This is a genomic window from Kurthia sp. Dielmo (assembly GCF_000307285.2).
GTDB lineage: Bacteria > Bacillota > Bacilli > Bacillales_A > Planococcaceae > Kurthia > Kurthia populi.
Genome location: NZ_HE578956.1, coordinates 285,958 through 311,070 on the forward strand (window position 1 = coordinate 285,958; position 25,113 = coordinate 311,070).

At 40.9% G+C, this 25,113-nt stretch carries 19 protein-coding genes; 16 read left to right on the top strand and 3 right to left on the bottom strand.

All coding sequences use genetic code 11. The annotated features are described in order from the left end of the window. Positions 1-160: 160 nt before the first annotated feature. Both KTHG_RS01805 and fliB read right to left on the bottom strand, forming a co-directional pair. Positions 161-550 carry a hypothetical protein gene (locus KTHG_RS01805; protein ID WP_020189208.1) on the bottom strand — a complete coding sequence of 130 codons (390 nt, stop codon included), beginning with the start codon at positions 548-550 and terminating at the stop codon, positions 161-163. Then, positions 547-1,350, bottom strand: a complete 804-nt coding sequence (fliB, locus tag KTHG_RS01810) for a flagellin lysine-N-methylase (protein WP_020189209.1) — start codon at positions 1,348-1,350, stop codon at positions 547-549. Before fliB ends, KTHG_RS01805 begins: the two co-directional genes overlap by 4 nt. A 191-nt stretch (positions 1,351-1,541) precedes the next feature. Here fliB and KTHG_RS01815 point away from each other — a divergent pair, with 191 nt between their 5' ends. The 6 genes from KTHG_RS01815 (at position 1,542) to prfB (ending at position 12,992) form a co-directional block, all read left to right on the top strand. After that, entirely contained in the window at positions 1,542-6,893 is a 5,352-nt protein-coding gene (locus tag KTHG_RS01815) for a hypothetical protein (RefSeq protein WP_020189210.1), read from the top strand. A 180-nt stretch (positions 6,894-7,073) separates the two neighbouring features. After that, positions 7,074-7,493: a PilZ domain-containing protein gene (locus KTHG_RS01820; protein ID WP_020189211.1), complete on the top strand. Its 420-nt coding sequence runs from the start codon at positions 7,074-7,076 to the stop codon at positions 7,491-7,493. A gap of 253 nt (positions 7,494-7,746) precedes the next feature. After that, complete coding sequence (gene hpf, locus KTHG_RS01825) at positions 7,747-8,310, top strand: ribosome hibernation-promoting factor, HPF/YfiA family (protein WP_020189212.1); 564 nt, start codon at positions 7,747-7,749, stop codon at positions 8,308-8,310. A gap of 100 nt (positions 8,311-8,410) precedes the next feature. Then, positions 8,411-9,037 carry an acetyltransferase gene (locus tag KTHG_RS01830; RefSeq protein WP_020189213.1) on the top strand — a complete coding sequence of 209 codons (627 nt, stop codon included), beginning with the start codon at positions 8,411-8,413 and terminating at the stop codon, positions 9,035-9,037. Positions 9,038-9,248: 211 nt separating this feature from the next. Next, a complete protein-coding gene (secA, locus tag KTHG_RS01835) occupies positions 9,249-11,810 on the top strand; it encodes a preprotein translocase subunit SecA (RefSeq protein WP_020189214.1) in 2,562 nt (853 codons plus the stop codon). Positions 11,811-11,887: 77 nt separating this feature from the next. Then, a protein-coding gene (gene prfB / locus KTHG_RS01840; protein WP_126990874.1) for a peptide chain release factor 2 occupies positions 11,888-12,992 on the top strand; the annotation gives its coding sequence in 2 pieces (ribosomal slippage) (positions 11,888-11,962 and positions 11,964-12,992; 1,104 coding nt in all). 45 nt (positions 12,993-13,037) lie between these two features. Here the strand turns inward: prfB and KTHG_RS01845 are convergent. Continuing rightward, entirely contained in the window at positions 13,038-13,589 is a 552-nt protein-coding gene (locus tag KTHG_RS01845) for a competence protein ComK (RefSeq protein ID WP_020189216.1), read from the bottom strand. 189 nt (positions 13,590-13,778) lie between these two features. Between KTHG_RS01845 and KTHG_RS01850 the strand changes: the two genes are divergently transcribed. The 10 genes from KTHG_RS01850 (at position 13,779) to KTHG_RS01895 (ending at position 25,099) form a co-directional block, all read left to right on the top strand. Beyond that, positions 13,779-14,006, top strand: coding sequence for an IDEAL domain-containing protein (locus tag KTHG_RS01850; protein ID WP_020189217.1), 228 nt, complete (start codon positions 13,779-13,781; stop codon positions 14,004-14,006). A gap of 122 nt (positions 14,007-14,128) precedes the next feature. After that, positions 14,129-16,093 carry an excinuclease ABC subunit UvrB gene (gene uvrB / locus KTHG_RS01855; protein ID WP_020189218.1) on the top strand — a complete coding sequence of 655 codons (1,965 nt, stop codon included), beginning with the start codon at positions 14,129-14,131 and terminating at the stop codon, positions 16,091-16,093. Positions 16,094-16,098: 5 nt separating this feature from the next. After that, positions 16,099-18,966 (top strand): excinuclease ABC subunit UvrA, encoded by a 2,868-nt coding sequence (gene uvrA / locus KTHG_RS01860; RefSeq protein WP_020189219.1) that lies wholly within the window; start codon positions 16,099-16,101, stop codon positions 18,964-18,966. Positions 18,967-19,017: 51 nt separating this feature from the next. Further along, positions 19,018-19,572: a P-loop nucleotide/nucleoside kinase family protein gene (locus KTHG_RS01865; RefSeq protein ID WP_020189220.1), complete on the top strand. Its 555-nt coding sequence runs from the start codon at positions 19,018-19,020 to the stop codon at positions 19,570-19,572. 44 nt (positions 19,573-19,616) lie between these two features. Beyond that, positions 19,617-20,795: a DUF4097 family beta strand repeat-containing protein gene (locus KTHG_RS01870; protein ID WP_020189221.1), complete on the top strand. Its 1,179-nt coding sequence runs from the start codon at positions 19,617-19,619 to the stop codon at positions 20,793-20,795. A 125-nt stretch (positions 20,796-20,920) separates the two neighbouring features. Beyond that, a complete protein-coding gene (ftsE, locus tag KTHG_RS01875; RefSeq protein ID WP_020189222.1) occupies positions 20,921-21,604 on the top strand; it encodes a cell division ATP-binding protein FtsE in 684 nt (227 codons plus the stop codon). Further along, positions 21,594-22,481, top strand: coding sequence for a permease-like cell division protein FtsX (gene ftsX / locus KTHG_RS01880; protein ID WP_020189223.1), 888 nt, complete (start codon positions 21,594-21,596; stop codon positions 22,479-22,481). The genes ftsE and ftsX overlap by 11 nt, the downstream gene beginning before the upstream one ends. A gap of 72 nt (positions 22,482-22,553) precedes the next feature. Further along, a complete protein-coding gene (locus tag KTHG_RS01885; protein ID WP_020189224.1) occupies positions 22,554-23,072 on the top strand; it encodes a redoxin domain-containing protein in 519 nt (172 codons plus the stop codon). A gap of 121 nt (positions 23,073-23,193) precedes the next feature. After that, positions 23,194-24,312, top strand: coding sequence for a PDZ domain-containing protein (locus tag KTHG_RS01890; RefSeq protein WP_020189225.1), 1,119 nt, complete (start codon positions 23,194-23,196; stop codon positions 24,310-24,312). A gap of 163 nt (positions 24,313-24,475) precedes the next feature. Next, positions 24,476-25,099 (top strand): TVP38/TMEM64 family protein, encoded by a 624-nt coding sequence (locus tag KTHG_RS01895; protein ID WP_020189226.1) that lies wholly within the window; start codon positions 24,476-24,478, stop codon positions 25,097-25,099. Positions 25,100-25,113 lie beyond the last annotated feature (14 nt).

Below are 25,113 nucleotides of genomic sequence, written 5' to 3' on the forward strand. Positions count from 1 at the left end.
ATAAAGGGGGCGGTTTTTTTGTTGATGGAACTTAGTAAACAAGAGTTGAAAACTCATCGAAGTATGTATGAAAAAAGTTATGATGCTACGCATCATTTAAAAAAATTGACGGCTGACTTTTTAAACAAACTGAAAAAATGAGAGACATTGGTCTCTCGTTTTATATATATATTAACATTGTAATTTGTGAAAGAACGGAAGCATAATCTTGTTGTAGAATATGAGCGATTTCAGATTTATATTCAGCATTGTGCGAAAGTGCTTTACTATATTTTTGAATAATGTATATAGAAGTATTAAGTGGATTATTGGTGTTTGATGTGTAACCACTAATGAATAAGCGAAGCATAACAAAATCAACACAAATACTTGTAAATTGATCAATTAAATGCTTAAGGGAAGGTTCCTTAATTCTTTCGAAAATAGAATTTACCAAATAATTTTCTAAAATAAAAGCGTACTTAGATATATATATTTTATAGTTGTTTTCTAATGCGAGTTTAAAAGCATCTTTAGCTTCTTCTGGCGTATTTGTTTCATTAAGTTTCAATGTTTTTTTATGTTTTCGGTAATGTTATTGAATTCTTTAGAAGATGGATGATTTAAAACAGATAATGAGAGCTGTAATTGATTGTCGTAGTTTATAGGAATATCTTTGAACATAGTAGCTAAGTCATTAAAACTTAAATAAGAATTATATTTTTGTAATAAAGAATCTATTTCTAAAGAAGGTGAATCTAGATGATTTTGTAAAAACATAGCGATTACTAATAATCTTATTTCAAGGGAGAATTTTCGGTTCTGCAATGTGTCAATCATAAAAATTCGTATTTTCCAAAATAATTCATTTTCTTCATTAGAATGAACAAAATTTCTAGAAGGAGAAATAGATTCAATTCCTTCTTCTTCAATAAAATCTAAACCTTCAGGATGATTTAATACAATGCGAGCTGCTTCGGGACAAGATAATGTTAATGTTTTTTCGAAAATATTATTAATTGTTGAGATTTCACGTGGATAGATGGTACAAGTGTGGCAAAGCGCGTTTTCACCTAATCTATTCTGGATGCCACATAAACCTTCTTTAGTAAGCATCGTGCAAGCATTATTTTCATCCATCTTAAATTGACCGTAAGTGAACGCATTAACAGTTGCTGATCTGTTGCGCTTAATATTTTTTTGAAGTTCATTTTTAATAGCTGGATTACTTTCTTTTTTATATTGTTTAAATGTTTTTTGGTCAATATCAATCCGCCAGCCTGCGCAACACGTATCTTCACAGGCTCCTCCAATACATTGAAATTCATTAAAATAAGTAGGGATTAGTCTACGTTGTAATTGTTCTTTCATAAAATAAACTCCTTTAAAAATCCGTTTTCTGTATATATCGACTTGATTCGTAAAATATTGAAGAGACATTAGCGAATAGGCTAGTGTCTCTTTTTCATTCTCTCCCTTTAGTTCTTCCACTTTCTACCGATACAAAAGGTATAGAAAGTAACGAATACTTAGGGATTTAGGATGAAAGGAATGATTTTCGGGTGCATAAGAAAATTTTAACGACAAGTCTTGCGATGGCACTGACTGTACCGGTTTGGCTAACAGCGGCTTTTCCAGATGGTGGTCAGGTAGCAGAGGCGGCAACTAAGAAGCCAACGAAAAAGGCGAAGGCGGTTATTAATAAAATTAAAGCGATTAATTCAAAAAAGACGAATTATATTGCGAAAACGCGTGCGGCGAATAATGCGTATAAAAAATTATCAACAACGGATAAAAAGCTTGTCAGTAATTACAGTACGTTGAAAAAGCATGTGGCGAAGATTGCGCCACTAGAGAAAAAGATTACGACGTTGAAGTCACAGGTGAATTCGATTACGACGAAAAACTATGTGACACAGGCAGCGAAGGCTCAGAAAACGTATGATGGGCTAAATAAAATTACGCAGGCGGCAGTTCCTGTGGCGACGGTGAAGAAGCTTGAAAAATACGCGGCTCCGGCACAGGCAAAAGCATCGTATAAGCGTGTCGTTACTTTATTATCTTTAGTAGAAACACCAGACCCAAGCACGCCGGGTGATTCGGAGACGACGTTAGTCACGATTAGCAAGGATGGCATGATTTTAGATGAATTTGGTGATGTAGACAAAACGTATACGTCGAATAAAACATTAGCAGCGAAGCAGTTGCAGTCATTTTTAGCGGACTATAAAAAAATGGATGATTTTCAAAAAAGTTTATTCAATGATGATGAAAATGAACTGATTAATAAGTATTTAAAGGATGAGGATTTAATTAATCGTTCCGTCGATTTAGCAAAAGCGTATGAGGCATTGAATCCAGCAAATAGTAATTTCAATACGAAATCATTTGAGCTGATGCAGAAATATTATGATTTTGTTGAGGCGTATCCAAATAATACAGCAGATAGAAATTTATATTTAGACCCTAATTATGTAGCGGCACTTGATACTATCTATGGTAAATACATTGCGTTATATCAAAAGCTAGCGAGCTATAACAAGGCATTAGAGGCACTTGAGGATACACCAAATGTTACAATTGCTACAATCAAAGCAGCAGAGGATGCATATAAGGCGTCTACGAAGTTAGATCAAGGGATTCAACTGTCGAAATATCTTGATAAAGATTTAGTGAAGTTGTACGAGGCTTATAAAGCAGTACCAGAAGTATTACGTGCATTAAATCGTGCGGAGGCCTATGATTCGATTGCTTGGAGTACAGCGGCGAATGTAGCGGTAGCGGATCAAAAGAATATTCAGCTTGAAAAGCATCGTACAACCATCGTCGAGGCACAAAAGCTCTATGACAAATTAGGTGATGATCAGAAGAAATTTGTCGATGCGTTACATGCGAACAATATTGCGATGACGTATCCAGCGACGTATCCACCAGGGACCGTACCGTATGAGTTTAGCAATGAGGCGAATGAGGCGAAGATTTTGAAAAACCGTAGCTTCTTCCCAGAGGAGCAGCAAATTAAAGATGCTGAAAAGCTCGATAAAACGTACACGAAGGCTGTCGATAAAAATGATTTACAGGCTTTAATCGATTCTTCTGTGGCGTTTGGTAAGGCATTGCCTGAAGTGAAGAAATATACGATTTTTGGCAAAGAGATGGCATCTGTTCAAGAAACGTATAAAGACCAGATTGCGGATATTAATAAGTTTAAAGAGCAAGTGGCGTTACTGAATCAGGGCAAAACTGCGACAATTACAGTGCCTGATGCGAATAAACCGAATGAATTAAAAATTGATAATAAAAAAGATATTATAACGGCATCAGATGTTGATGTAGCGCTTGAAGCACTGCGAAGCGCGTATAAGACACTTGAGGCGAAAAAGGCCGCAAATCCTGGTAAACCAGCAGCTATGGATATGCTGCCAAAAGAGCTTGTGAAGGATTATGAGCTGTATATGACGATGCCACAGCTGATTCGTGAGGGGCAAACGTTATCGGATGAATTAGTGAAGAAGCCATATCAACCAGGTACAGCAGAGTTGAAGGTAGAAGAGAAGGATTTCAAATACAATACAGGTGATGAGGAGCGTATTGTGGCGTTTGGTAAGGCATATAATGCGTTAACTGAGCCACAGCGTCTACTTGTCGATAAAGCAGTTATCATGGATCAAGCAAATCGAAATGATAATGAAAAGACGCCAATTGCCCGTATATGGGGAACGGAATATACGCTTGTAGCGAATGCGATTAAAATTGATGCGGCAATTTTGAAATTGGATACGGGAAGTAAGTCGTTCGCTGCAGATGTGAAAAAAGTGTACAACCAATACAAATCTGCCTCACCAAAAGTGAAAAAGTATGTTATTAACCAGGAGCGTTTGCATTGGTTTAATGGGCTTGTGTCCAAAACATCGGGCAATTATCCACAGGCAATCGCGAATAAATTTACAGAGTTAGTAGGTAAGTTAAATACGAAGAGTGCGGTTGATACAGCGACAAATGGGGCGACACCGGTCATTACGGCGGTGGATTATTATCATACGATGATTGAGCATGATACGAGCACACAAAGTATTATCGAAAAATCGGTCATGAAGAAATATGAATCCTATGTAGAGGCGTATGAGGTTGTAAATTTACTAGCGGCAACTGATATTGAGCATCCGACAACACAGGATATTAAAAATATTCAGGACGCCATTAAAATTTACGATAAGATGTCGGTTGGACCGAAAAATGCAGTGATGAATTCATTCAAACCAGTAGGCGGGGCTGAAACACCACAGGCGAAAGTGCTTGGGAAAGTGGATGAAATCAAAACAGCTACAGAAATCGATAAGGCCTATCAAAAATTAAAGCCATCTTCGGCTACCTACCAAGTGGATATGATTAAACTGTATACGACGTTTATCAATGCATCGCCAACCGTGCGCAAATATGTGGCGGCGGCAGAGGATTTAAAAGTGATTGAAACGACGTATAAAAAAGAATACGAGGCAGCACTCGCATTTATTGCAGAAATCGATAAAATCACAGGCGCAAGCAATATTGGCGAAGTGAATGATCTAAAAGATTATTATGAGAAAAATGTTCAAAAATCAGAAATCATTCAAGCGTTTGTGCCAAAGGGAAAAATGACAGAGTACAATAAATTAATGGTGCTAATTCAAATCCAGGATGTCGCGCGCTATCAGCATTTCTATAAATACTGGTGTAGCACAGACGATATTTTATCGTATGACTACTTATATGTGGATTTATCCCATGCGGATTTATTGAAGGTGTTAAAAGCATACAACACACTCGATACGGAGCAAAAAGGGATTATTGCATCAAGTAAGCATCGTACAGACAGTGAAACAACAACGTCTTGCTATTTGCCAGACAAGCAACAAGAGCGCGAGGTTATGCGTGATACATCTTTCTTAGCGAGTGCAGCATTTTTAGATGAAGCATCAAAAATTGATAAGATGTATGAGGCATTAAAGCCGAGCAGCAAAGATTATTTAGAAAAAGTAATGGAATTGATTAAGACGTATGATGAAGCGGAGCCGGCAACGAAAGCATTCGTGAAGCATGCAGATGACATCGAAGCCTTAAAGGAAAAATATAAAACGGAGATTCAAGATTTAGCGAACTTTGAAAAAGCCGTTAAAGACTTATCCGTTGATAGCAAAATTATGAACACAGGCGGCGCAACAGCGTATGCGGAGCAAACGGTACAAAGCGTCTATAATCGCTATAATCGTTTATCGGATTACGTTCAAAGTGTGGTCGCAGATGACATTATGAAGAAATATGAGCAGTTTGTATTGTTACTTGATTTTTCTGTGCCAACACTGCGTGATGCAAATGATGTCGCAGTGATTGAACGTACGGTAACGACTTCTGCGGTGACGACGAAAAAGGTTACGTATACGTTGAAGGCAGAACGATTAAATCAACAAACTGTGCCACAGGATAAAGTGTTTGCTTTAGGTGTGGCAAATGATGTTTTAACGGTTGTAGCACCTGCTAAGCCGACTGGTGCGATTATCGGTACACCGTACACATTAGCTGAAATGGAAGATTTGAAAAATGCAGTGACCGCGTACGGCAAGCTTGGGAATGTTCAGAAAACGATGGTGAAAAATTTAGAAACAACAGCAACAACTGATTTTGAAAAATCACTGAAAATCTTACCGTTTTATGTGGATCAAAAGAAATATATCGATGAAGCACAGAAGATGGAAGATTTATATGCGAAGTTTGTGACGCAATATACGGACATTCCTTATGGCGATGATCCGTCAGACCCGCGCCCACCGCTTGTAGATAAAGAAGCGAAGAAATATGCAGAGGCATTAAAGGCATTAGTATTCGCCTATGATGGCTTATCGAACAATGCGCGCTGGTATTTACGCAGTGCAGATAAGATGATGGAGCAAAAACGTTATTTTGAGAAGCTGTATAGTGGGACAAAGCTAAGTGGCGACGTATTAACGCCAGCCACTGCTGTCAATGTACAAGAATTTGAAAAGGCAGTAGCGGCGTTAAGTTCGAAATCAACATTAGATGCTGTCAATCCAAATGTTGTCAATTTAGACGATATTACAGATGATATTTCAAACGTAGTGGCGATGTATAATAAATTATCAGATTATCAAAAAGCATGGTTAGATAGTAAAGTACTGGCACGATATAATGAATTCTTGCCACTAATAGCGATTCGAGAAAATCTTTATAAATTACCATCCTTTGATGGCACGAAAGAATTAACAGCCCTAAATGATGAGCAGGCAGCAATTTTATCGGAAACGTTGAAGCTGCATAAAGCGTTAAAAGGCGATGCTAAGACAATTTTTGATAATACGAGTCTACCGAATAAAGAATATTTATCTGATGAGTACAATATTGCACAGGCTGAGGCAGTAGATAAGGTGATTGATTCAGTCAAAGAAGGTAGTTCATTTTTCAAACAATTTGTAAAAGCACAAAAAGCGTATGATGCTTTAACGAAGCAACAGCAAGAATATGTGAAAAATCGTAAAATGCTTACGAAGTATTATAAAAAAGTAGATAAGGTGCAGTATAAGTATGATTTCAACGGTAAGGCACCAATATCCTTTAAAAATAAATCGAATTCGCCTAATAAACTGAGCACGTATAATCCATACGAAATGATTATCATGCTAGAAGAATTGGTGCTATATTTAGATGAAAATCAAGCGAGTAAAAAAGAAGAATATTTAAAAGACGCCATCGACATGGCGAACATCCGTAACGGCCTAAATAAAAGCGTTAAAATTAATGGGATTTCGTTAAAACCATTAAACGCAGCGGATACGAAGGCGCAAACACGCTACCATTATTACTACAAGGTATTTGATATGAAAAACCAATTGAAAAACTTCAAAGAGGTTTTTCCTAAATAAAGAAAAGGCAGTTCCATTTTTTGTGGAACTGTTTTTTTAATATAGCTTATTAGTTATAAATGACAAAAAACGAACAGAAAGTTTTATGTTATTTAATTCATATGTTATAAAGGTTATAATAAAGGACATGAAAAAGGGACTATAAATTTAATGAATTGATGAGTGAAGGGGGGCGTAGCGTTGCAGATAAAGGCTTTCTGCAATGCGTCTACTATGGAATATAAACGTAAGGAATCATTTCGACATAAATTGGTTTATCCAATTCAATTGGTGTGCCTTGTGAAGCACCCAGACCGTGATGCGGCATTAGAGGCGCACGGGGAAATTATTGATATTAGTCCGCGTGGCTTGCGCATTGGCTTTGAGTGCGCTTTACCGAAGGATGTGGATGAATGCACGCTAATCCTGCGTTTCGTCATTCATGAGCGCACGTTTGATGTGTCAGGCGAGACGGTATGGAATCGTCCTAATAGTGTCGGGGCGTGTACATATGGCGTACGTCTAACTATTGATGATCGTATGCAAGAAAGCATTATTGAAGATTTGAAACTGCGTCGTAAGCAGGAAGTCGCAAACGATAAAGAGAAGAAAAAAGCCTAATTCCGATTGTGAAAAATCGCGTCTTTTGACACGAAAAGTGTTCTTTTTCCTATATTTAAAAAATATTTTAAAAAATATTTTAAATATTTTAACGTTTAAGAAGGACTTTGCAGGGGAACTGTAGAATATAGCATTATAACAACCGTAAATAGTACGGGGGCTACGTCTACCCAGCATTGATTTGTATGATAAAGTCACAGGTAGACATCCATCAATTATTCTACATGATGGAGTTCAAAAAGGAGGAGTTTACATGCTAACATTTAACATTCGTGGTGAAAACATTGAGGTAACTCCAGCAATTCGCGAGTACGTTGAGAGTAAAATTTCTAAATTAGAACGCTACTTTAACAACGATATGGACGCAACAGCTAACGTTAACTTAAAAATCTACAACGACAAACGTACAAAAGTCGAAGTGACGATTCCTATGAAGCGCTTAACATTACGTGCTGAGGAACGTAACGATGATTTATATGCCGGTGTCGATGCAATCGTAGATAAGTTAGAGCGTCAAATTCGCAAACACAAAACGAAAGTCAATCGTAAGTTCCGTGATCGCGAGGGTGTTGGTCTATACTTCGCCACTGCACCAGCAACAGAAACAGGAGCACCTGCTGTAGAAGAGGCTGAGGACGAATTACAAATTGTCCGCACGAAACAATTCTCATTAAAACCAATGGATGATGAGGAAGCAATCCTTCAAATGAACCTACTAGGTCATGACTTCTACATCTTCACAGATGCAGAGACAGACGAAACAAATATCGTCTACCGTCGTAAAGATGGCAAATACGGACTAATCGAAACTAACTAACTTTAACCTTTCAAAATAGCCTGGAGCTTTTGCTTTAGGCTATTTTTTATGTGTTTTTTTATCGGATTCGGGAATTTAGTAGAAAAAGGGGGTTGGTGTGATGGATTATATTTTAATTGGTAATAGTGGGCATGCGCGTGTGATTCGTGATTGTATCGAAGCGAGTGGTGACCGAATTTTTGCGATTCTTGATGATAAGGATGCGATTCCGTCAATGGATGGTGATATTTTTAGAGGGCCGCTTAGCGAGGTAGGACGACTGTTAGAAATTGATCATCGGCGCGTCATTTTAGCTTATAGCGATAATGGTGTGCGCAAGCAACTCGTCGATTATTTAAAGCTTCCTGACGAGAAGTATGGCATCGTCATTCATCCGAAGGCGGTTGTCAGCCATTATAGTGAGATTGGCGCGGGCTCGGTCGTGCTGCCTGGAGCAGTCGTAAACTCGGGCGCGGTCATTGGCAAGCATTGTATTTTGAACTCACAGTCAGTTGTGGAGCATGAGAGTTTGTTACAAGATTATGTCCATGTGTCAACGGGCGCATCGATTACACGTGAGGTCGTTGTCGAAACAGGTGCTAGCCTTGGGGCAAATAGTACCATTATTCCAAATCGCAAAATTGGTGAGTGGGCGATTGTTGGGGCGGGCTCTGCAGTGATTGCGGACCTGCCACCGGGGTGTACAGCAGTCGGTTGTCCGGCGAAAATCTTAGAAAAAGAAGGTTAAATGAAGCTGATTCTTCCAAAGTTCGTAATTTTTTGGAAGAATCAGCTCTTTTCATTGCTACAATTCCATTTTTTCATTACAATAAAATATGGCGATGTATAATGATTTATACAATTTAGAGGGAATTCAGGATGATAATAATTCAATAAATCTGTTACTTTTGTATCGAGTAGCAGAATGAGGATTAAGACTATATAGGATGTGAACATAAATGCTTGGCATTTTAAATAAAATTTTTGATCCGAATAAACGTGAACTAAAACACTTAAACAAAGTGGCGGATCAGGTAGAGGCACTTGCTGACAAATTTGCAGCAATGTCGGATGATCAATTAAAACAAAACTCAGAAGACTATAAACAACGTATTGCAAATGGGGAGGACTTAGATAAAATTCGTCCAGAAGCATTTGCAAATATTCGCGAAGCGGCGAAACGCGTATTAGGCTTATATCCATACCGCGTACAAATCATGGGTGGTTCTACACTTCATGAGGGGAATATCGCAGAAATGAAAACCGGTGAAGGTAAAACGTTAACGGGGACATTACCTGTGTATTTAAACGCGCTTACTGGGAAAGGCGTACACGTTGTAACGGTCAATGAATACTTAGCAGAACGTGATGCGGAAACAATGCGTCCACTGTATGAGTTCCTTGGCTTAACAGTCGGCTTGAACCTAAGCAGCATGTCAAAAGATGAAAAGCGCGAGGCGTATGCATGTGATATCACATACAGCACAAATAATGAGCTGGGCTTTGACTATTTACGTGACAATATGGTGCTTTATAAAGAAGAGCGCGTACAGCGTCCACTTTACTATGCTGTAATCGATGAAACCGATTCAGCGTTAATTGATGAAGCGCGTACACCACTTATCATCTCTGGACAAGCGAACAAATCAGCAGCACTTTACAAGCAATCGAATGCGTTTGTGCGCACGTTAAAACAAGCAAAAGGTACAAAAAATAAAGAAGGCAAAATGGAGTACGGTGAAGGCGACTACACATACGACATTGAAACAAAGGCGACAGCTCTTACTGAAGCAGGTATGGAGAAAGCAGAACGTGCCTTCAATATCGATAACTTATTCGATTTATCACATGTCCAGTTATTACATGCGATTAACCAATCATTAAAAGCGCATGCAGCAATGCACTTAGATGTGGATTATGTTGTACAAGACGGCGAAATCATGATCGTTGATGGTTTCACGGGTCGTATTATGAATGGACGTCGTTACTCTGATGGCTTACACCAAGCAATCGAGGCAAAAGAGGGCGTTGATATTCAAAATGAATCAATGACAATGGCGACAATTACTTTCCAAAACTTCTTCCGTATGTATGAAAAACTGTCTGGTATGACAGGTACAGCAAAAACAGAAGAAGAGGAATTCCGTAACATTTACAATATGAATGTTGTCGTTATTCCAACAAATAAACCAATTGCGCGTGATGACCGTCCGGACTTAATCTACGCAACAATGCAAGGGAAATTCGTTGCGGTGGCGAATGAAATCGCAGAGCGTCATCACAAAGGCCAACCTGTGCTTGTTGGTACGGTTGCCATTGAAACATCTGAATTATTATCAGAGCTACTTCGTAAACGTGGCATTCCACATGAAGTATTAAATGCGAAACATAACGAGCGCGAGGCAGAAATCGTTGCACTGGCTGGTCAACGCGGCGCGGTAACAATCGCGACAAATATGGCCGGTCGTGGTACCGATATCAAGCTTGGTGAGGGTGTGCTTGAACTTGGCGGTTTAGCTGTCATAGGTACAGAGCGTCATGAATCTCGTCGTATCGATAACCAATTACGTGGTCGTGCTGGTCGTCAAGGTGACCCAGGTGTATCTCAATTCTACCTATCACTTGAAGATGACTTAATGAAACGTTTCGGTTCAGACAGCATGAAAGCGATGATGACGCGTCTAGGTATGGACGATTCACAGCCTATCCAATCAGGTATGGTTTCAAAAGCGGTTGAATCTGCACAAAAACGTGTTGAGGGGAATAACTTCGATGCACGTAAACGTTTATTACAATATGATGATGTCTCACGTCAACAACGTGAAATCATTTACAAAGAGCGCTACGAAGTATTGGAAACAGAAGATATGCGTCACTTAGTAGAATCAATGATTGATGATGTATTAGTATCAACTATTCAATCATTCACAGTCGCTGAAAATCCAGATGACTGGAACTACGAGTCAATGCTTACATTCTTAAATACAAACTTACTACGCGATGATTCGGTGACAATTGATGAGTTACATGGTAAAACATCAGATGAAATCATCGACATGGTACGTGCGCTTGTAAAAGAGCAATACGACGAAAAAGAAGCGGAAATGACACCAGAACGTATGCGTGAATTTGAAAAAGTTATTTTACTTCGCGCGATTGATTCAAAATGGATCGACCACATCGATGCAATGGAACAATTACGTCAAGGGATTCATTTACGTGCGTATGCGCAAACAGATCCACTTCACGAATACGAGCAAGAGGGCTTCCGTATGTTCAACTTAATGCTTGAAGCAATCAAGGAAGATGTTGCACGTTTCGCAATGAAAGCGGAAATTCGCTCGAACTTAGAGCGCGAAGAAGTAGCGAAAGGCCAAGCGGTAAATCCGAAAGAGGAAAGCCAAGGCAAAAAGAAAAAACGTCAGCCTGTTCGCAAAAAACAAGAAATCGGCCGCAATGATTTATGCCCATGTGGTAGCGGTAAAAAATATAAAAACTGTCACGGTGCAGTTGAAGAATAAAAGATCGTCAGAAATAGGGCTGTGCGTTCCATTGACCACAGTCCTATTTGTGATTTTACAAACGGGAGGACAACGACATGCTAGAATTATCAGATATCCGAAATGCGCTAGATGCCACTGCAACAAAAATTGAAGACTTTAGGGGGTCTCTTTGACTTAGAAAACAAAGAGTTCCGTATTCAAGAAATGGATGAAATTATGTTGGACCCATCCTTTTGGAATGACCAACAAAAAGCGCAAGCTATTATTAACGAATCAAAGGGCTTAAAGGAAGTAGTGAATGAATTTTACTCACTTGAATCTGACCAGGAAGAGTTAGAGATGACCTTGGAATTGTTAAAGGAGGAGCCAGATGAGGAGCTATTGGCTGAAGCTGGTGAATCCCTTGATACCTTCAAAAATCGTGTGGATGAATTTGAACTACAAATGCTTTTAAGTGATCCATATGATAAAAATAATGCGATTTTAGAATTACATCCAGGTGCTGGTGGTACAGAGTCTCAGGACTGGGGAACGATGCTACTGCGCATGTATACGCGCTGGGCAGAGCAGCATGATTTTAAAGTGGAAACATTGGATTATTTACCAGGGGATGAGGCGGGACTGAAATCTGTAACGCTCGCAATCCGCGGTCATAATGCATATGGCTATTTAAAAGCGGAAAAAGGCGTGCATCGTCTTGTACGTATTTCGCCGTTTGATTCAGCAGGTCGTCGTCATACGTCATTCGTGTCATGTGATGTGATGCCAGAATTTACAGATGAAGTGGTCGTGGATATTCGTACGGAAGATTTGAAAATTGATACTTACCGTGCATCAGGTGCCGGTGGTCAGCATATTAACAAAACAGAATCAGCTGTGCGTATTACACATATTCCAACAAATACAGTTGTTTCTTGTCAGGCAGAGCGCTCACAAATTAAAAACCGCGCAAAAGCGATGAGTATGCTGCAGGCGAAATTGTATCAATTGAAGCTAGAAGAAAAACAAGAGCATCTTGATGAAATTCGTGGCGAACAAAAAGAAATCGGCTGGTCAAGCCAAATTCGCTCGTATGTCTTCCACCCATATTCGATGGTGAAAGATCACCGTACAAATGTGGAGACAGGGAATGTACAAGCGGTAATGGATGGCGACATCGATCAATTTATTAATGCGTATTTACGTATGCAAATGGCTTAACTAGTAGTAAAAAGGCTTGGAACCTAGTTCGTTCCAAGCCTTTTTTCATTGGTCGACGGGCAGTAGCATATGAAGCGCTACTTCACCGTAAAATAATGGGGAGTACATCGAATTGAGTTGTTCAAAGTTTAACGTTCGAAAGTATTTGTCGATGGCATGAGCATGTGAAATTTGTGTACGTAAGCTGTGATAAGAGAGATTGAGGGTATGTGTTTCACCGTTGGAGAGCTGAATGTCACATTCATTGAAGATGGCCGGGGTATAGTTTTGAATGGCATCAAAGACGACCCATTGTGTGTGACTATTGGAAGGAGATGCCGTTGGAATTAAAATCATCGGCTGCACGGCACCTAAACCGATGGGCAGCTTTTTCGTTCCTTTTGTAATTTCTTTCGATAATAAAGTAGAGGACTGAATGGATGTACCGTATAGCGCACAGGCACGGGATACAACACGTTTGACAGAGGCGTGCACGACATATTTTCGGTGACGCTCATGCACCACGGTACAGCGCTGACCTTTCCAGAGACGAGGTTCGAGTAACATTAAGTCTTTTGACACAGTGTAATGTTGTAACTCCATAATTTTTAAATTCATTATGAGCAAAACTCCTTCCTTCTACGAGCTAATTCAATTATATACGGGAAATGGTAACGTTTTCAATACTATATATTTATGTTTTTTACATAAAATACCTTATATTTATACGAAATATTCAGAAATTTTATGTTGAAATGTGAATGTCAGATGGTATATAATGAAAAAAAGGTATAGAGGTGATGACATATGGAATACCGTTCTATTAAATCAAACGATTCAAATCACTTAGGCCAGGGGTTGCAAGGTAAGGAATTACTGAACGACATTTACTTAGATTTATTTTTAAACCATGTACATGCAGATCAATACGAGGAATACTATATGCAGAAAATCGATGACGCATTAGATGCTCGTGATGAGGAACTGTTTATGCAATTAACAACTGAATTAAATGCGCTACGTGCGTCCGTATAAATAATAAAAGCATCCATCTCGTATGGGTGCTTTTATTTGATTGCTTTAAAAACGTATGTTCGGCTTTTTCGGAAGAAATATGATACACTGTACGTACGAGATTTTGACAAGGAGGGACTTCGATGGATTTTGATTTACAAGCGCCTTATAAACCGAGTGGTGACCAGCCACAAGCTATCGCAGAATTAGTAGAAGGTGTTCATGAGAATAAACGCTATCAAACATTGTTAGGTGCGACGGGTACAGGAAAGACGTTTACTGTATCGAATGTTATTCAAGAAATTAAAAAGCCAACGCTTATTATTGCGCATAATAAAACATTAGCTGGGCAGCTTTACAGTGAGTTTAAAGAGTTTTTCCCCAATAATGCGGTGGAGTATTTTGTTAGTTACTATGACTACTATCAGCCGGAAGCGTATATGCCCCAGACGGATACGTATATCGAAAAAGATGCGAGCATTAATGATGAGATTGATAAATTACGTCACTCTGCCACATCTTCTTTATTTGAACGTGAGGATGTCATCATTATCGCATCGGTGTCGTGTATTTACGGCTTAGGGTCACCAGAGGAGTATAAGGAAATGGTGCTATCACTGCGCCCTGGCATGGAAATCGAGCGTAATCAACTATTGCGTAAGCTCGTAGACATTCAATATGAGCGCAATGATATCGATTTTTCGCGCGGGAAATTCCGTGTGCGCGGCGATGTTATCGAGATTTTCCCGGTGTCACGTGATGAACAATGCATTCGTGTGGAATTTTTCGGTGACGAGATTGACCGTATTCGAGAAATTGACGCATTGACAGGTGAAGTACTTGGCGACCGTGAGCATATCGCTATTTTCCCAGCATCTCACTTCGTTACGCGTGATGAAAAGTTACAAAAAGCGATTAAAAATATCGAGGTAGAGCTTGAAGGTCAGCTAGCGACAATGCGCGAAGAAGGGAAATTATTAGAGGCACAGCGTCTTGAGCAACGTACAAATTATGATTTGGAAATGATGCGTGAAATGGGCTTTTGCTCAGGAATCGAAAACTATTCTCGTCATTTAACATTACGCGAGGCAGGAGCGACGCCGTACACATTACTCGACTACTTCCCAGATGATTTTTTACTCATTGTCGATGAAAGTCATGTTACATTACCACAAATTCGAGGTATGTATAATGGTGACCAGGCGCGTAAAAAAATGCTTGTCGATCACGGCTTCCGTTTGCCATCTGCGATGGATAACCGTCCACTACGCTTTGAGGAATTTGAGAAGCATATTCACAATGCGATTTTCGTTTCAGCAACGCCAGGCCCATTTGAACTAGAGCATACACCAGAGATGGCACAGCAAATTATTCGTCCAACAGGCTTACTAGACCCAGAAATCGAAGTGCGTCCAATTGAAGGCCAGATTGATGATTTAATCGATGAAATTCAAGAGCGTATCGCGAAAAATGAACGTGTATTAATTACGACATTAACGAAAAAAATGTCTGAGGATTTAACGGATTATTTAAAAGAAATGGGCATCAAAGTACAGTATTTACACTCTGAGGTTAAAACATTAGAGCGTACGGAGATTATTCGTGACCTGCGACTAGGTACGTTTGACGTGTTAGTCGGCATTAATTTACTACGTGAAGGGCTCGACATTCCAGAAGTGTCGCTTATCGCCATTTTAGATGCTGATAAAGAGGGCTTCCTACGTTCTGAGCGCTCTCTTATCCAAACGATTGGTCGCGCAGCGCGTAATTCCAACGGACATGTCATTATGTATGCAGATAAAATAACAGATTCGATGCAAAAGGCAATGGATGAAACAGCACGTCGTCGTACGATTCAGATGGCTTACAATGACGAGCATGGTGTGACACCAACGACAATTCATAAGGAAATTCGTGATGCGATTCGCGCGACGAAAGTGGCCGAAGAGGTCGATAAATATATGTCAAATAAAAAATTAACGAAAAAAGAACGCGGCGAGTTAATTGCGTCGCTTGAGGTAGAGATGAGCGAAGCCGCACGGGCACTCGATTTCGAGCGTGCAGCAGAGCTTCGGGATACGATTTTAGAGCTAAAGGCGGAAGGATGACTACGTTGAAGAATACAGAGATTGTCGTGCAAGGGGCACGTGCAAATAACTTAAAAAATATTGATGTGACAATTCCACGCGACCAATTAGTCGTCATGACGGGGTTGTCAGGTTCAGGGAAATCATCCCTCGCATTTGATACGATTTATGCAGAGGGACAGCGCCGCTATGTAGAGTCGCTGTCTGCTTATGCACGTCAATTTTTAGGCCAAATGGATAAGCCGGATGTCGATTTAATCGAGGGCTTATCGCCCGCGATTTCGATTGACCAAAAAACGACGAGTAAAAATCCGCGTTCGACGGTCGGGACAGTAACGGAAATTTACGATTATTTACGTCTATTATTTGCCCGTGTTGGTAAGCCGATTTGTCCGAATGATGGGATTGAAATCACATCCCAAACGGTCGAGCAAATGGTGGACCGCATTATGGAATATCCAGAGCGCACAAAGCTACAATTATTAGCACCGATTGTGTCAGGGCGTAAGGGACAGCATGTGAAAATTTTAGAGGATTTGAAAAAGCAGGGCTTCGTTCGTGTACGTATTGACGGAGAAGTGCTTGATTTAGACGATTCCATTGAGCTTGAAAAAAATAAAAAGCATGATATTGATGCAGTAGTAGACCGTGTCATCGTGAAAGAGGGCGTAGAAACACGCCTAAGTGATTCACTTGAAACGGCGCTTCGCATAGCAGAGGGTCGCGTGAAGGTCGATGTGATGGGCGTTGAGGAGTTATTATTTAGTGAACATCATGCCTGCCCGATTTGTGGCTTTTCGATTGGTGAGCTAGAGCCGCGTATGTTTTCATTCAACAGTCCCTTTGGTGCTTGTCCAACTTGTGATGGTCTAGGCGCACAGCTAAAAGTCGATAAGGATTTAGTCATTCCAAACTGGGATTTATCACTGAATGAGGATGCCATTGTACCGTGGATTCCGACGAGCTCTGCGTACTACCCAACGTTATTAAAAACCGTATGTAACACGTTTAATATTGATATGGATACGCCGGTGAAGGATTTACCAAAAGAACAAATGGACATCATTTTAAATGGCTCAGGTAAAAAGGATATTCATTTCGTTTATACGAATGAGTTTGGCAATACACGGGAAAAAACAGCACCATTTGAAGGTGTGCTACCGAATGTCGATCGTCGTTTCCGTGAGACGAATTCGGATTGGATTCGTGAGCAAATGGAGAAATATATGACAGAGCTACCATGTCCAAGCTGTCATGGACATCGTTTAAAACGTGAAACTTTAGCGGTGAAAATCGATGGCAAGCATATCGGAGAAGTGACGCAGTACGCGATTCAAGAAGCACAGGCATTCTTTAATGGGTTAGAACTATCCGAAAAAGACTTCCAAATCGCTCGCTTAGTGCTCCGAGAAATTAATGAACGCTTATCGTTTTTAAATAATGTCGGCCTCGATTATTTAACATTGAACCGTGCATCTGGGACCTTATCAGGCGGCGAAGCGCAGCGTATTCGCCTCGCTACACAAATTGGCTCGCGCTTAACGGGGGTTCTCTACATTTTAGATGAGCCTTCTATTGGGCTGCATCAGCGTGATAATGAGCGCTTAATTGGCACACTGCAATCGATGCGTGACCTCGGCAACACATTAATTGTCGTTGAGCATGATGAGGATACGATGCTTGCGGCCGATTATTTAATTGATGTTGGACCTGGCGCAGGGGATCACGGCGGCGAAATTATTGCGGCGGGGACACCTGAAGAAGTCATGAAAAATAAAAAATCGATTACGGGTCGTTATTTAAGTGGCGATAAATTTATTCCACTACCTATCGAGCGTCGTAAGGGTGACGGGCGTGTGCTGAAAATTAAGAGCGCAACCGAAAATAACTTAAAAGACGTAACAGTTGAGATCCCAATTGGTGTATTTACAGCGGTAACGGGTGTCTCAGGCTCTGGGAAAAGTACGTTAATTAATGAAGTGCTCTACAAAACGTTGGCACAAAAAATTAATCGTGCGAAATCGAAGCCGGGTCACTCAAAAGGTATTGAAGGCATTGAACAGCTTGAGAAAGTAATCGATATTGACCAATCGCCAATTGGCCGTACACCACGCTCAAATCCAGCGACGTATACAGGCGTTTTTGATGATATTCGTGATGTCTATGCGACGACAAATGAAGCAAAGGTACGTGGCTATAAAAAAGGTCGCTTTAGCTTTAATGTGAAAGGTGGGCGCTGTGAGGCTTGTAAGGGCGATGGTATTATTAAAATTGAAATGCACTTCTTACCAGACGTTTATGTGCCATGTGAAGTATGTCATGGTAAGCGTTACAACCGTGAAACACTTGAAGTGAAATATAAAGAGAAAAGCATTGCAGATGTCCTTAATATGACGATTGAGGACGGCACGGAATTTTTCAAAAACATTCCGAAAATCAAACGTAAGCTGCAAACACTTGTCGATGTTGGGCTTGGCTATATGAAGCTTGGGCAGCCAGCAACGACGCTATCAGGTGGTGAGGCACAGCGTGTGAAATTAGCTTCCGAGCTACATAAGCGCTCAACAGGTAAGTCGATTTACATTTTAGATGAACCAACAACAGGTCTTCATGTAGACGATATTGCGCGCTTACTCGAAGTGCTGCAGCGACTTGTCGAAAATGGCGATACGGTGCTTGTGATTGAGCATAATCTAGATGTCATTAAAGCAGTAGACCATATTATCGACTTAGGACCTGAGGGTGGTTTCCGCGGCGGTCAGATCGTCGCAACAGGGACACCAGAAGAGGTGGCAGAGGTCGAGGGTTCATATACCGGACAGTATTTAAAACCAATTTTATCGCGTGAACGTGCGCGAATGGCGTCAAAATTGGCAGAAGCAGCCGATAAATAATGTAATGCTGAGAGCTTGTTAGACAGGCTCTCTTTTTTTGGAGTGATGAGGATGTTAGTAATCGTTTCGGGGTATGCCAGTGTGGGCAAAACAACAATCGCAAAGGCTATTGCAAAGGAGATGCATGCCGCCTTTATTAATGGACCAGCGACTATCGAGCGCTTGATGGATGAAGTGCTCAGCGCAAAAGGAATTGATGGCCATAATTTTCAAACGGTCATGAAAAAGCGTTTAGAAACAGATAAGGCGGTAGATGTGCTACGCAAAATCGTCGTTGATAATGAAGAAAATGGCGTTGATACCGTGATTGAGCTATCGACGTATTATAGTGATGCCCATATTGTAGAAGATACGGATATAAAGGTACGGCATGTCGAAATAACTTTGCCAGTTGAAATGGAGCGTGCCCAATTAGCGGCGCACAATCCAACATTGTATGCAGCAATGAACTGGGCAGAGCACGTGGCCACGCGCTTTCCGGTCTATTCAGATGGGGCGTTATTTGAGCAAAATGTCGTTCTCGAATATGACAATACGGTGCCGCTACAGCCAGAGCGAATCGCTGCTTTTGTAAAAAAATTCATTCGAAATGAAACTTTTTACTAATGGATTCGTAAATAGTAGTACTAACTTTTAAAGGAGCTGTTCGTATGCAAGATGAACGTAAACGCATTTTGGATTTGGTTGAGAAGGGTGTAATCTCTGCAGCAGAAGCACTAGATTTACTGGAGAAAATCGCTGACGAGAAATCAGGGCAAACGACACCAACTTCTGACATTCCACAAGAACCATTCAAGCAACATACAACAGAAAAAGAAGCGCCAAAAGAGCAACCGAAGCATGAGGAAGCAAAGGGCGATGATTATTTCGACCAAAAAAACTTTGATGAAAAGACCGACAAAGAATTTATTGATGATTTGAAGCAAGACTTTTCACAATTTAGTACGAAATTTATGGATATTTTAACGAATACATTTTCAAAAGTACGCGACATGGATTTGACAGGTGAGAAACGCAGCTTCACGCATCGCTTTGATTTAGGTGCAGGCCATATTCAAGACATTAGCGTGAAAATTCCAAATGGCCATGTGCAAGTTGAGCAATCTACAAATGGTACAGCCTATGTAGAAGTGGCTGTCTCTCCGACATTTATGGTGCGTAACGAAGAGGTAGAGGAAGAATTCTTAAAGAAATTCACTGCTGATAATGACAATGGTACCATCCGCATTACAAGTGATAACCGCGGCTTCCATGTGAATACAACGCTTTATTTACCAGCAGCAACATATCAAAAAATTCATGCAGAGCTATTTAACGGCGGCTTTACGCTAGCGAATATTAATGCAGATGAATTAGATGTACAAACGATGAATGGCAAAATCAATGTAGAACGCGCAATATTCCGCAAAATTGATGCTGAAACATCAAATGGTGCCATCGAAATTCGAGGGGTAGCAGCAACAGAGGTTGATGCGGAAACGATTAATGGCCTTGTATCAATTGACGGCGCATTCCGCGAAATCGAAGCGCATTCTGCGAACGGGACCATTAAAGTAAAAACAACGGATCCACATGCTGAAAAAATTAAAGCGCAAACAACGGCCGGTACAATTGAAGTCCAAGTGCCTGATACGGTTGGCATTCGTGGTGAGGCAAGCTCAAACTTCGGTAAAATCGATGTACAGCTACATGATGTCGAACTATTGCAATCACAGGAGCAATTTTTATCGAAATCTGTACGCTTTGAGAAAAAAGTAGATGACAATGCACCACTTGTATTAGAAGCAGAAGCACGTACTGGCACCGTAGTCGTACGCTATGCTCTATAAATAAATATTTTCGGAGGTTTAGCGAATACGCTAGCCTCCTTTTTTTATGCCATTTTACAGGGTGCGAACGTCCTGATATGTGGTATTATAACTAGCAGAGAATAGTATAAAGGTGAGGCGACACAATGATTGAAATGAAGCAGGTTTTCAAAAAATATCCTGGTGGCAGTAAGGCGCTACAGGGCTTAAATGTGTCGATTGCACAAGGCGAATTTGTTTATGTGGTCGGTCCAAGTGGCGCAGGGAAATCGACATTTATAAAAATGTTATATGCAGAGGAGCGCGCATCGGCCGGGAAGGTGCTCGTTAATCAAGTAGACGTGACAAAGTTATCTGCACGTAAGGTACCTTTTTTACGTCGACAGCTTGGCGTAGTTTTTCAAGATTATAAGCTATTGCCGAAAAAAAGCGTCTATGAAAATGTGGCTTATGCGCTTGAAGTTATTGAAAAGGATCAAAAGTTTATTAAGCAACGTGTCACGGAGGTGCTAAAGCTCGTTGGTCTTGCGACGAAGGCAAAGCGTTTTCCACATGAATTGTCGGGTGGCGAGCAGCAGCGTGTCGCGATTGCGAGGGCCATCGTCAATCAACCGAAAATTGTTATAGCGGATGAGCCAACGGGAAATTTGGACCCGACGACAACGTGGGAGGTCATGAAGGTGCTTGAAGCGATTAATGCGCAGGGCACGACGGTTATTATGGCGACGCATAATCGAGAAGTGGTCGACGGCATGCGTCATCGTGTCGTTCGCATTGAAAAAGGGCGCATCGTCAGTGACCGAGCTGGAGGTGACTATAATGGCTATTAAAACATGGATTCGTCATCTACGAGATAGCTTTATATCCATTTGGCGTAATCGCTGGATGTCACTTGCTTCTGTTGGGGCTGTAACGGTGACGCTGCTCCTTGTTGGCGTCTTTGTGGCGCTGATTTTAAACGTTAATAAAATCGCTTCTGATTTTGAAAAGGACGTTGAAGTGAAAGTGCTCATTGATACGACAATGAAGGAAACGAAGGCACTCGCGCTCGCGCAAAAGGTTAAGAAGCTACCAGATGTTGCGGAGGTGCGCTATTCATCCAAGGAGGATGAACTACAAAAAGTAGTCGATGATTTTGGTGAAGATTTAAGCTTAGTGGACCAAGAAAATCCATTACATAATGTGCTCTATGTCAAAGCGACAGAGCCGCAAAAGACAGCGGATGTGGCCCGTCAAATTGATGCGCTAAAAGGGACATCTGAAGTCTTATACGGAAAAGGGAAGATAGATAAGTTCTTTCAAATGGTCGATACAACACGAACGATTGGGCTCGTATTTATCGTTGCATTAGTATTGATGGCGGTATTTTTAATTTCAAATACTATTAAGCTAACAATTGCTGCACGTCAGCACGAAATTGAAATTATGAAGCTTGTCGGCGCAACAAATAATTATGTGCGTGTGCCGTTTATGCTAGAGGGAATGTGGCTGGGCTTATTCGGTGCGGTGCTGCCGATCATCGCCGTAGCTGCCGGCTATATGAGTCTTTATGAGCGACTGTCACCTATCGTGCAAAATGAAGTATTTAGCTTCCTTGAACCAACGAATTTCCTGCTGCGTCTAAGTGTCATTTTATTAGCGATGGGCGTCGTTATTGGGATATTTGGAAGTGCAATGTCTATCCGAAAATATTTAGCTGTGAAATAAGCGAAAAGAGGGAATGTCTAATATAGGGCATTCCCTTTTTGCATGTTAAGATAATGGAAAGGATGTGGGAACATGAAAAAATGGCTAGGGGTGGCACTTGTTGCGCTATTAATTGGCGTGACGATCTATACTACTTGGATGAAAGAACCTTCTGTAGCAGAGGGCATTAAAATCGGCGATAAGGCGCCAGATTTTAAACTGCGTACGCTAGAAGGGGATGTGGTGAACTTAAGTGATTACGAGGGGAAACGCGTGCTCGTGAATTTTTGGGCGACGTGGTGTCCACCATGTATCAAGGAAACACCGGATATGGTCGCTTACTATAAGGCACATCAAAAAGAAGGTATCGAGATTTTATCGGTTAATTTAACGTCAACAGAGACTGGGAGCGCACCAGTGGAAGCATTTGTTGAAAAATATGAGATGCCGTTTAAGACGGTGCTAGATGCGATGGATGAAGTAAGTAAAGTGTACCAAATCGCAGCGGTTCCAACGTCATATTTCATTGATGCGGACGGAATCATTCATAAAAAAGTTGAAGGTGGCGTAAGTTCAGCGCAATTACAACAGATATTTAACGAAATGCGCTAAGTTCGTTCGCCTAAAGAGGTTCACTTTGTTACAATAGAAACAGTTAATAATTTACATTAAGGCGAGGTGAATCACACTGGATATCGTTGTGGAGATAGCAAAAGGTATCGGCAGACTCTTCATGAATCCGCTACTGTATGTGGCGATTTTATTTTGTATCCTTATTGGGTATCGTCGTGTGATTAATGAACGAAAATCGTTTAATCGACGTATTCACTGGGGCATGTATGAGGCTGTTTATTTATTAAAAGAAGGATGGGCAATGGCGCTCATTTTCTCACTCATTAGTATCATCGTAGGCATCGTTTTACCGGTTGAATACATAGTGCTTGTAACCCTTGTGATGCTAGTCGGTGTTATTTCATTTTATTATCATTTAGCATCTGCGGCATACGGCTTTGCGGTCGCATTTATCGCGATTTGGCTAACGTATATGTACGATTGGTCATGGTCGATTTTGGGCTGGCAATTTGATGCGACAGTGATGCATAAAAATTTATTGATTTCAGTGCCACTGATTATCGCACTTGTATTGCTGATTGAAGGGCAGCTTGTACGAAAATATGCAGCGAATAATGCGTCGCCTCGTCTACAAACGACAGCACGTGGCTTGCGTGCAGTGACGTATTTATCGAAGCGTATTTGGATTTTACCTGTCGTATTCTTTATTCCGGGTGGCGCGATTCCAGACTGGGCCCCGTTTTGGCCACAACTGTCATTAGGTGGCGAAACGTATGGACTTGTGTTATTCCCAGTCGTTATTGGCTTCCAGCAACGTGCCCGTAAAATGCTTGCGAAGGCTTTTTATCCGCAAGTCGGTGCGACGATTCAGTTGCTTGGTGTACTCGTATTGATTGAAGCGATTTTGGCAATTTTCTTCCCGATTATGGGCATTGCGGCAGTTGCGGTCGCATTTGTTGGTCGCGCGTTAATTTCGATTATTTATTCTGTACGTGAGCGTAAAGGGCAATTTGCGGTGACGCCTCAAGATGCAGGCGTTGTAGTTGCAGCTGTCTTACCAGAGTCACCAGCTGAAGCGATGGGCATCGAGGTCGGTGAAATTATTCGCCGCGTCAATGGCATACCTGTAAAAACAGAGACGGAGCTTTATGAGGCATTGCAAATCAATGCGGCACATTGTCGTATTGAAGTGCTAGATGCGCAAAATGAAATTCGTATTCGTCAGCATGTTATTTTCCGCCATGATCATTTCCGAATTGGCTTAATTGTGCTGAAATAATACCGGTGGAGAGGCTGTTCCAACGCCTTTCTTTTTTTATGGAATCATCTCTATTTTTTGAAAATAAAGAAGGGTTCCCGCTATAATAAAATAAACAATGTAGAAACTTTTAACGATGTAAAACGCTCTATGATTAGAGGTTATGTACGAAGGGGGCAAGGCTATGCCAGCGTGGTTGACTGTAGAAAATTTTCAAGCCGTTGCCCAGCAACATCAACTTATCGGGATGCTGCTGGCATTCTTATTGCCATTTTTTGAAGCATTTTTACCGGTACTACCACTTGCGGCATTTGTCGTCGCAAATGCGTCTGCATATGGTATGTGGATGGGCTTTTTATTATCTTGGACAGGTTCTGTGGCCGGAGCGTACTGCGTTTTCTTACTTGTAAGACGATTTGGTCACGCCAAGGTTTTTCGTTTTATTACAGAGCGTAAAGCCGTTACAAAACTTATTAAATGGGTGGAATATCATGGCTTTACACCGCTTTTTGTGTTGCTGTGCTTTCCGTTTACACCAACGTCTATTGTCAATGTTGTGGCCGGCTTATCAAAATTAAAAAAGAAGCATTATTTCGTTACGATTTTGTTAGCAAAAATCATCCAGCTCCTTGTTATTAGCTGGATTGGTTCGGATTTACGTGCGTTAATTACGCAGCCCGAACGCTCGATTATTGTCGTGCTCGTCATTTTGATTATGTGGGGCGGCGGTAAATATGCTGAAAAGCGAATGAATGCGAAGATGGCGCAGGACTTGAATAATAAACAGAAAAAACCTTCTGATGACTAGAAGGTTTTTTTATT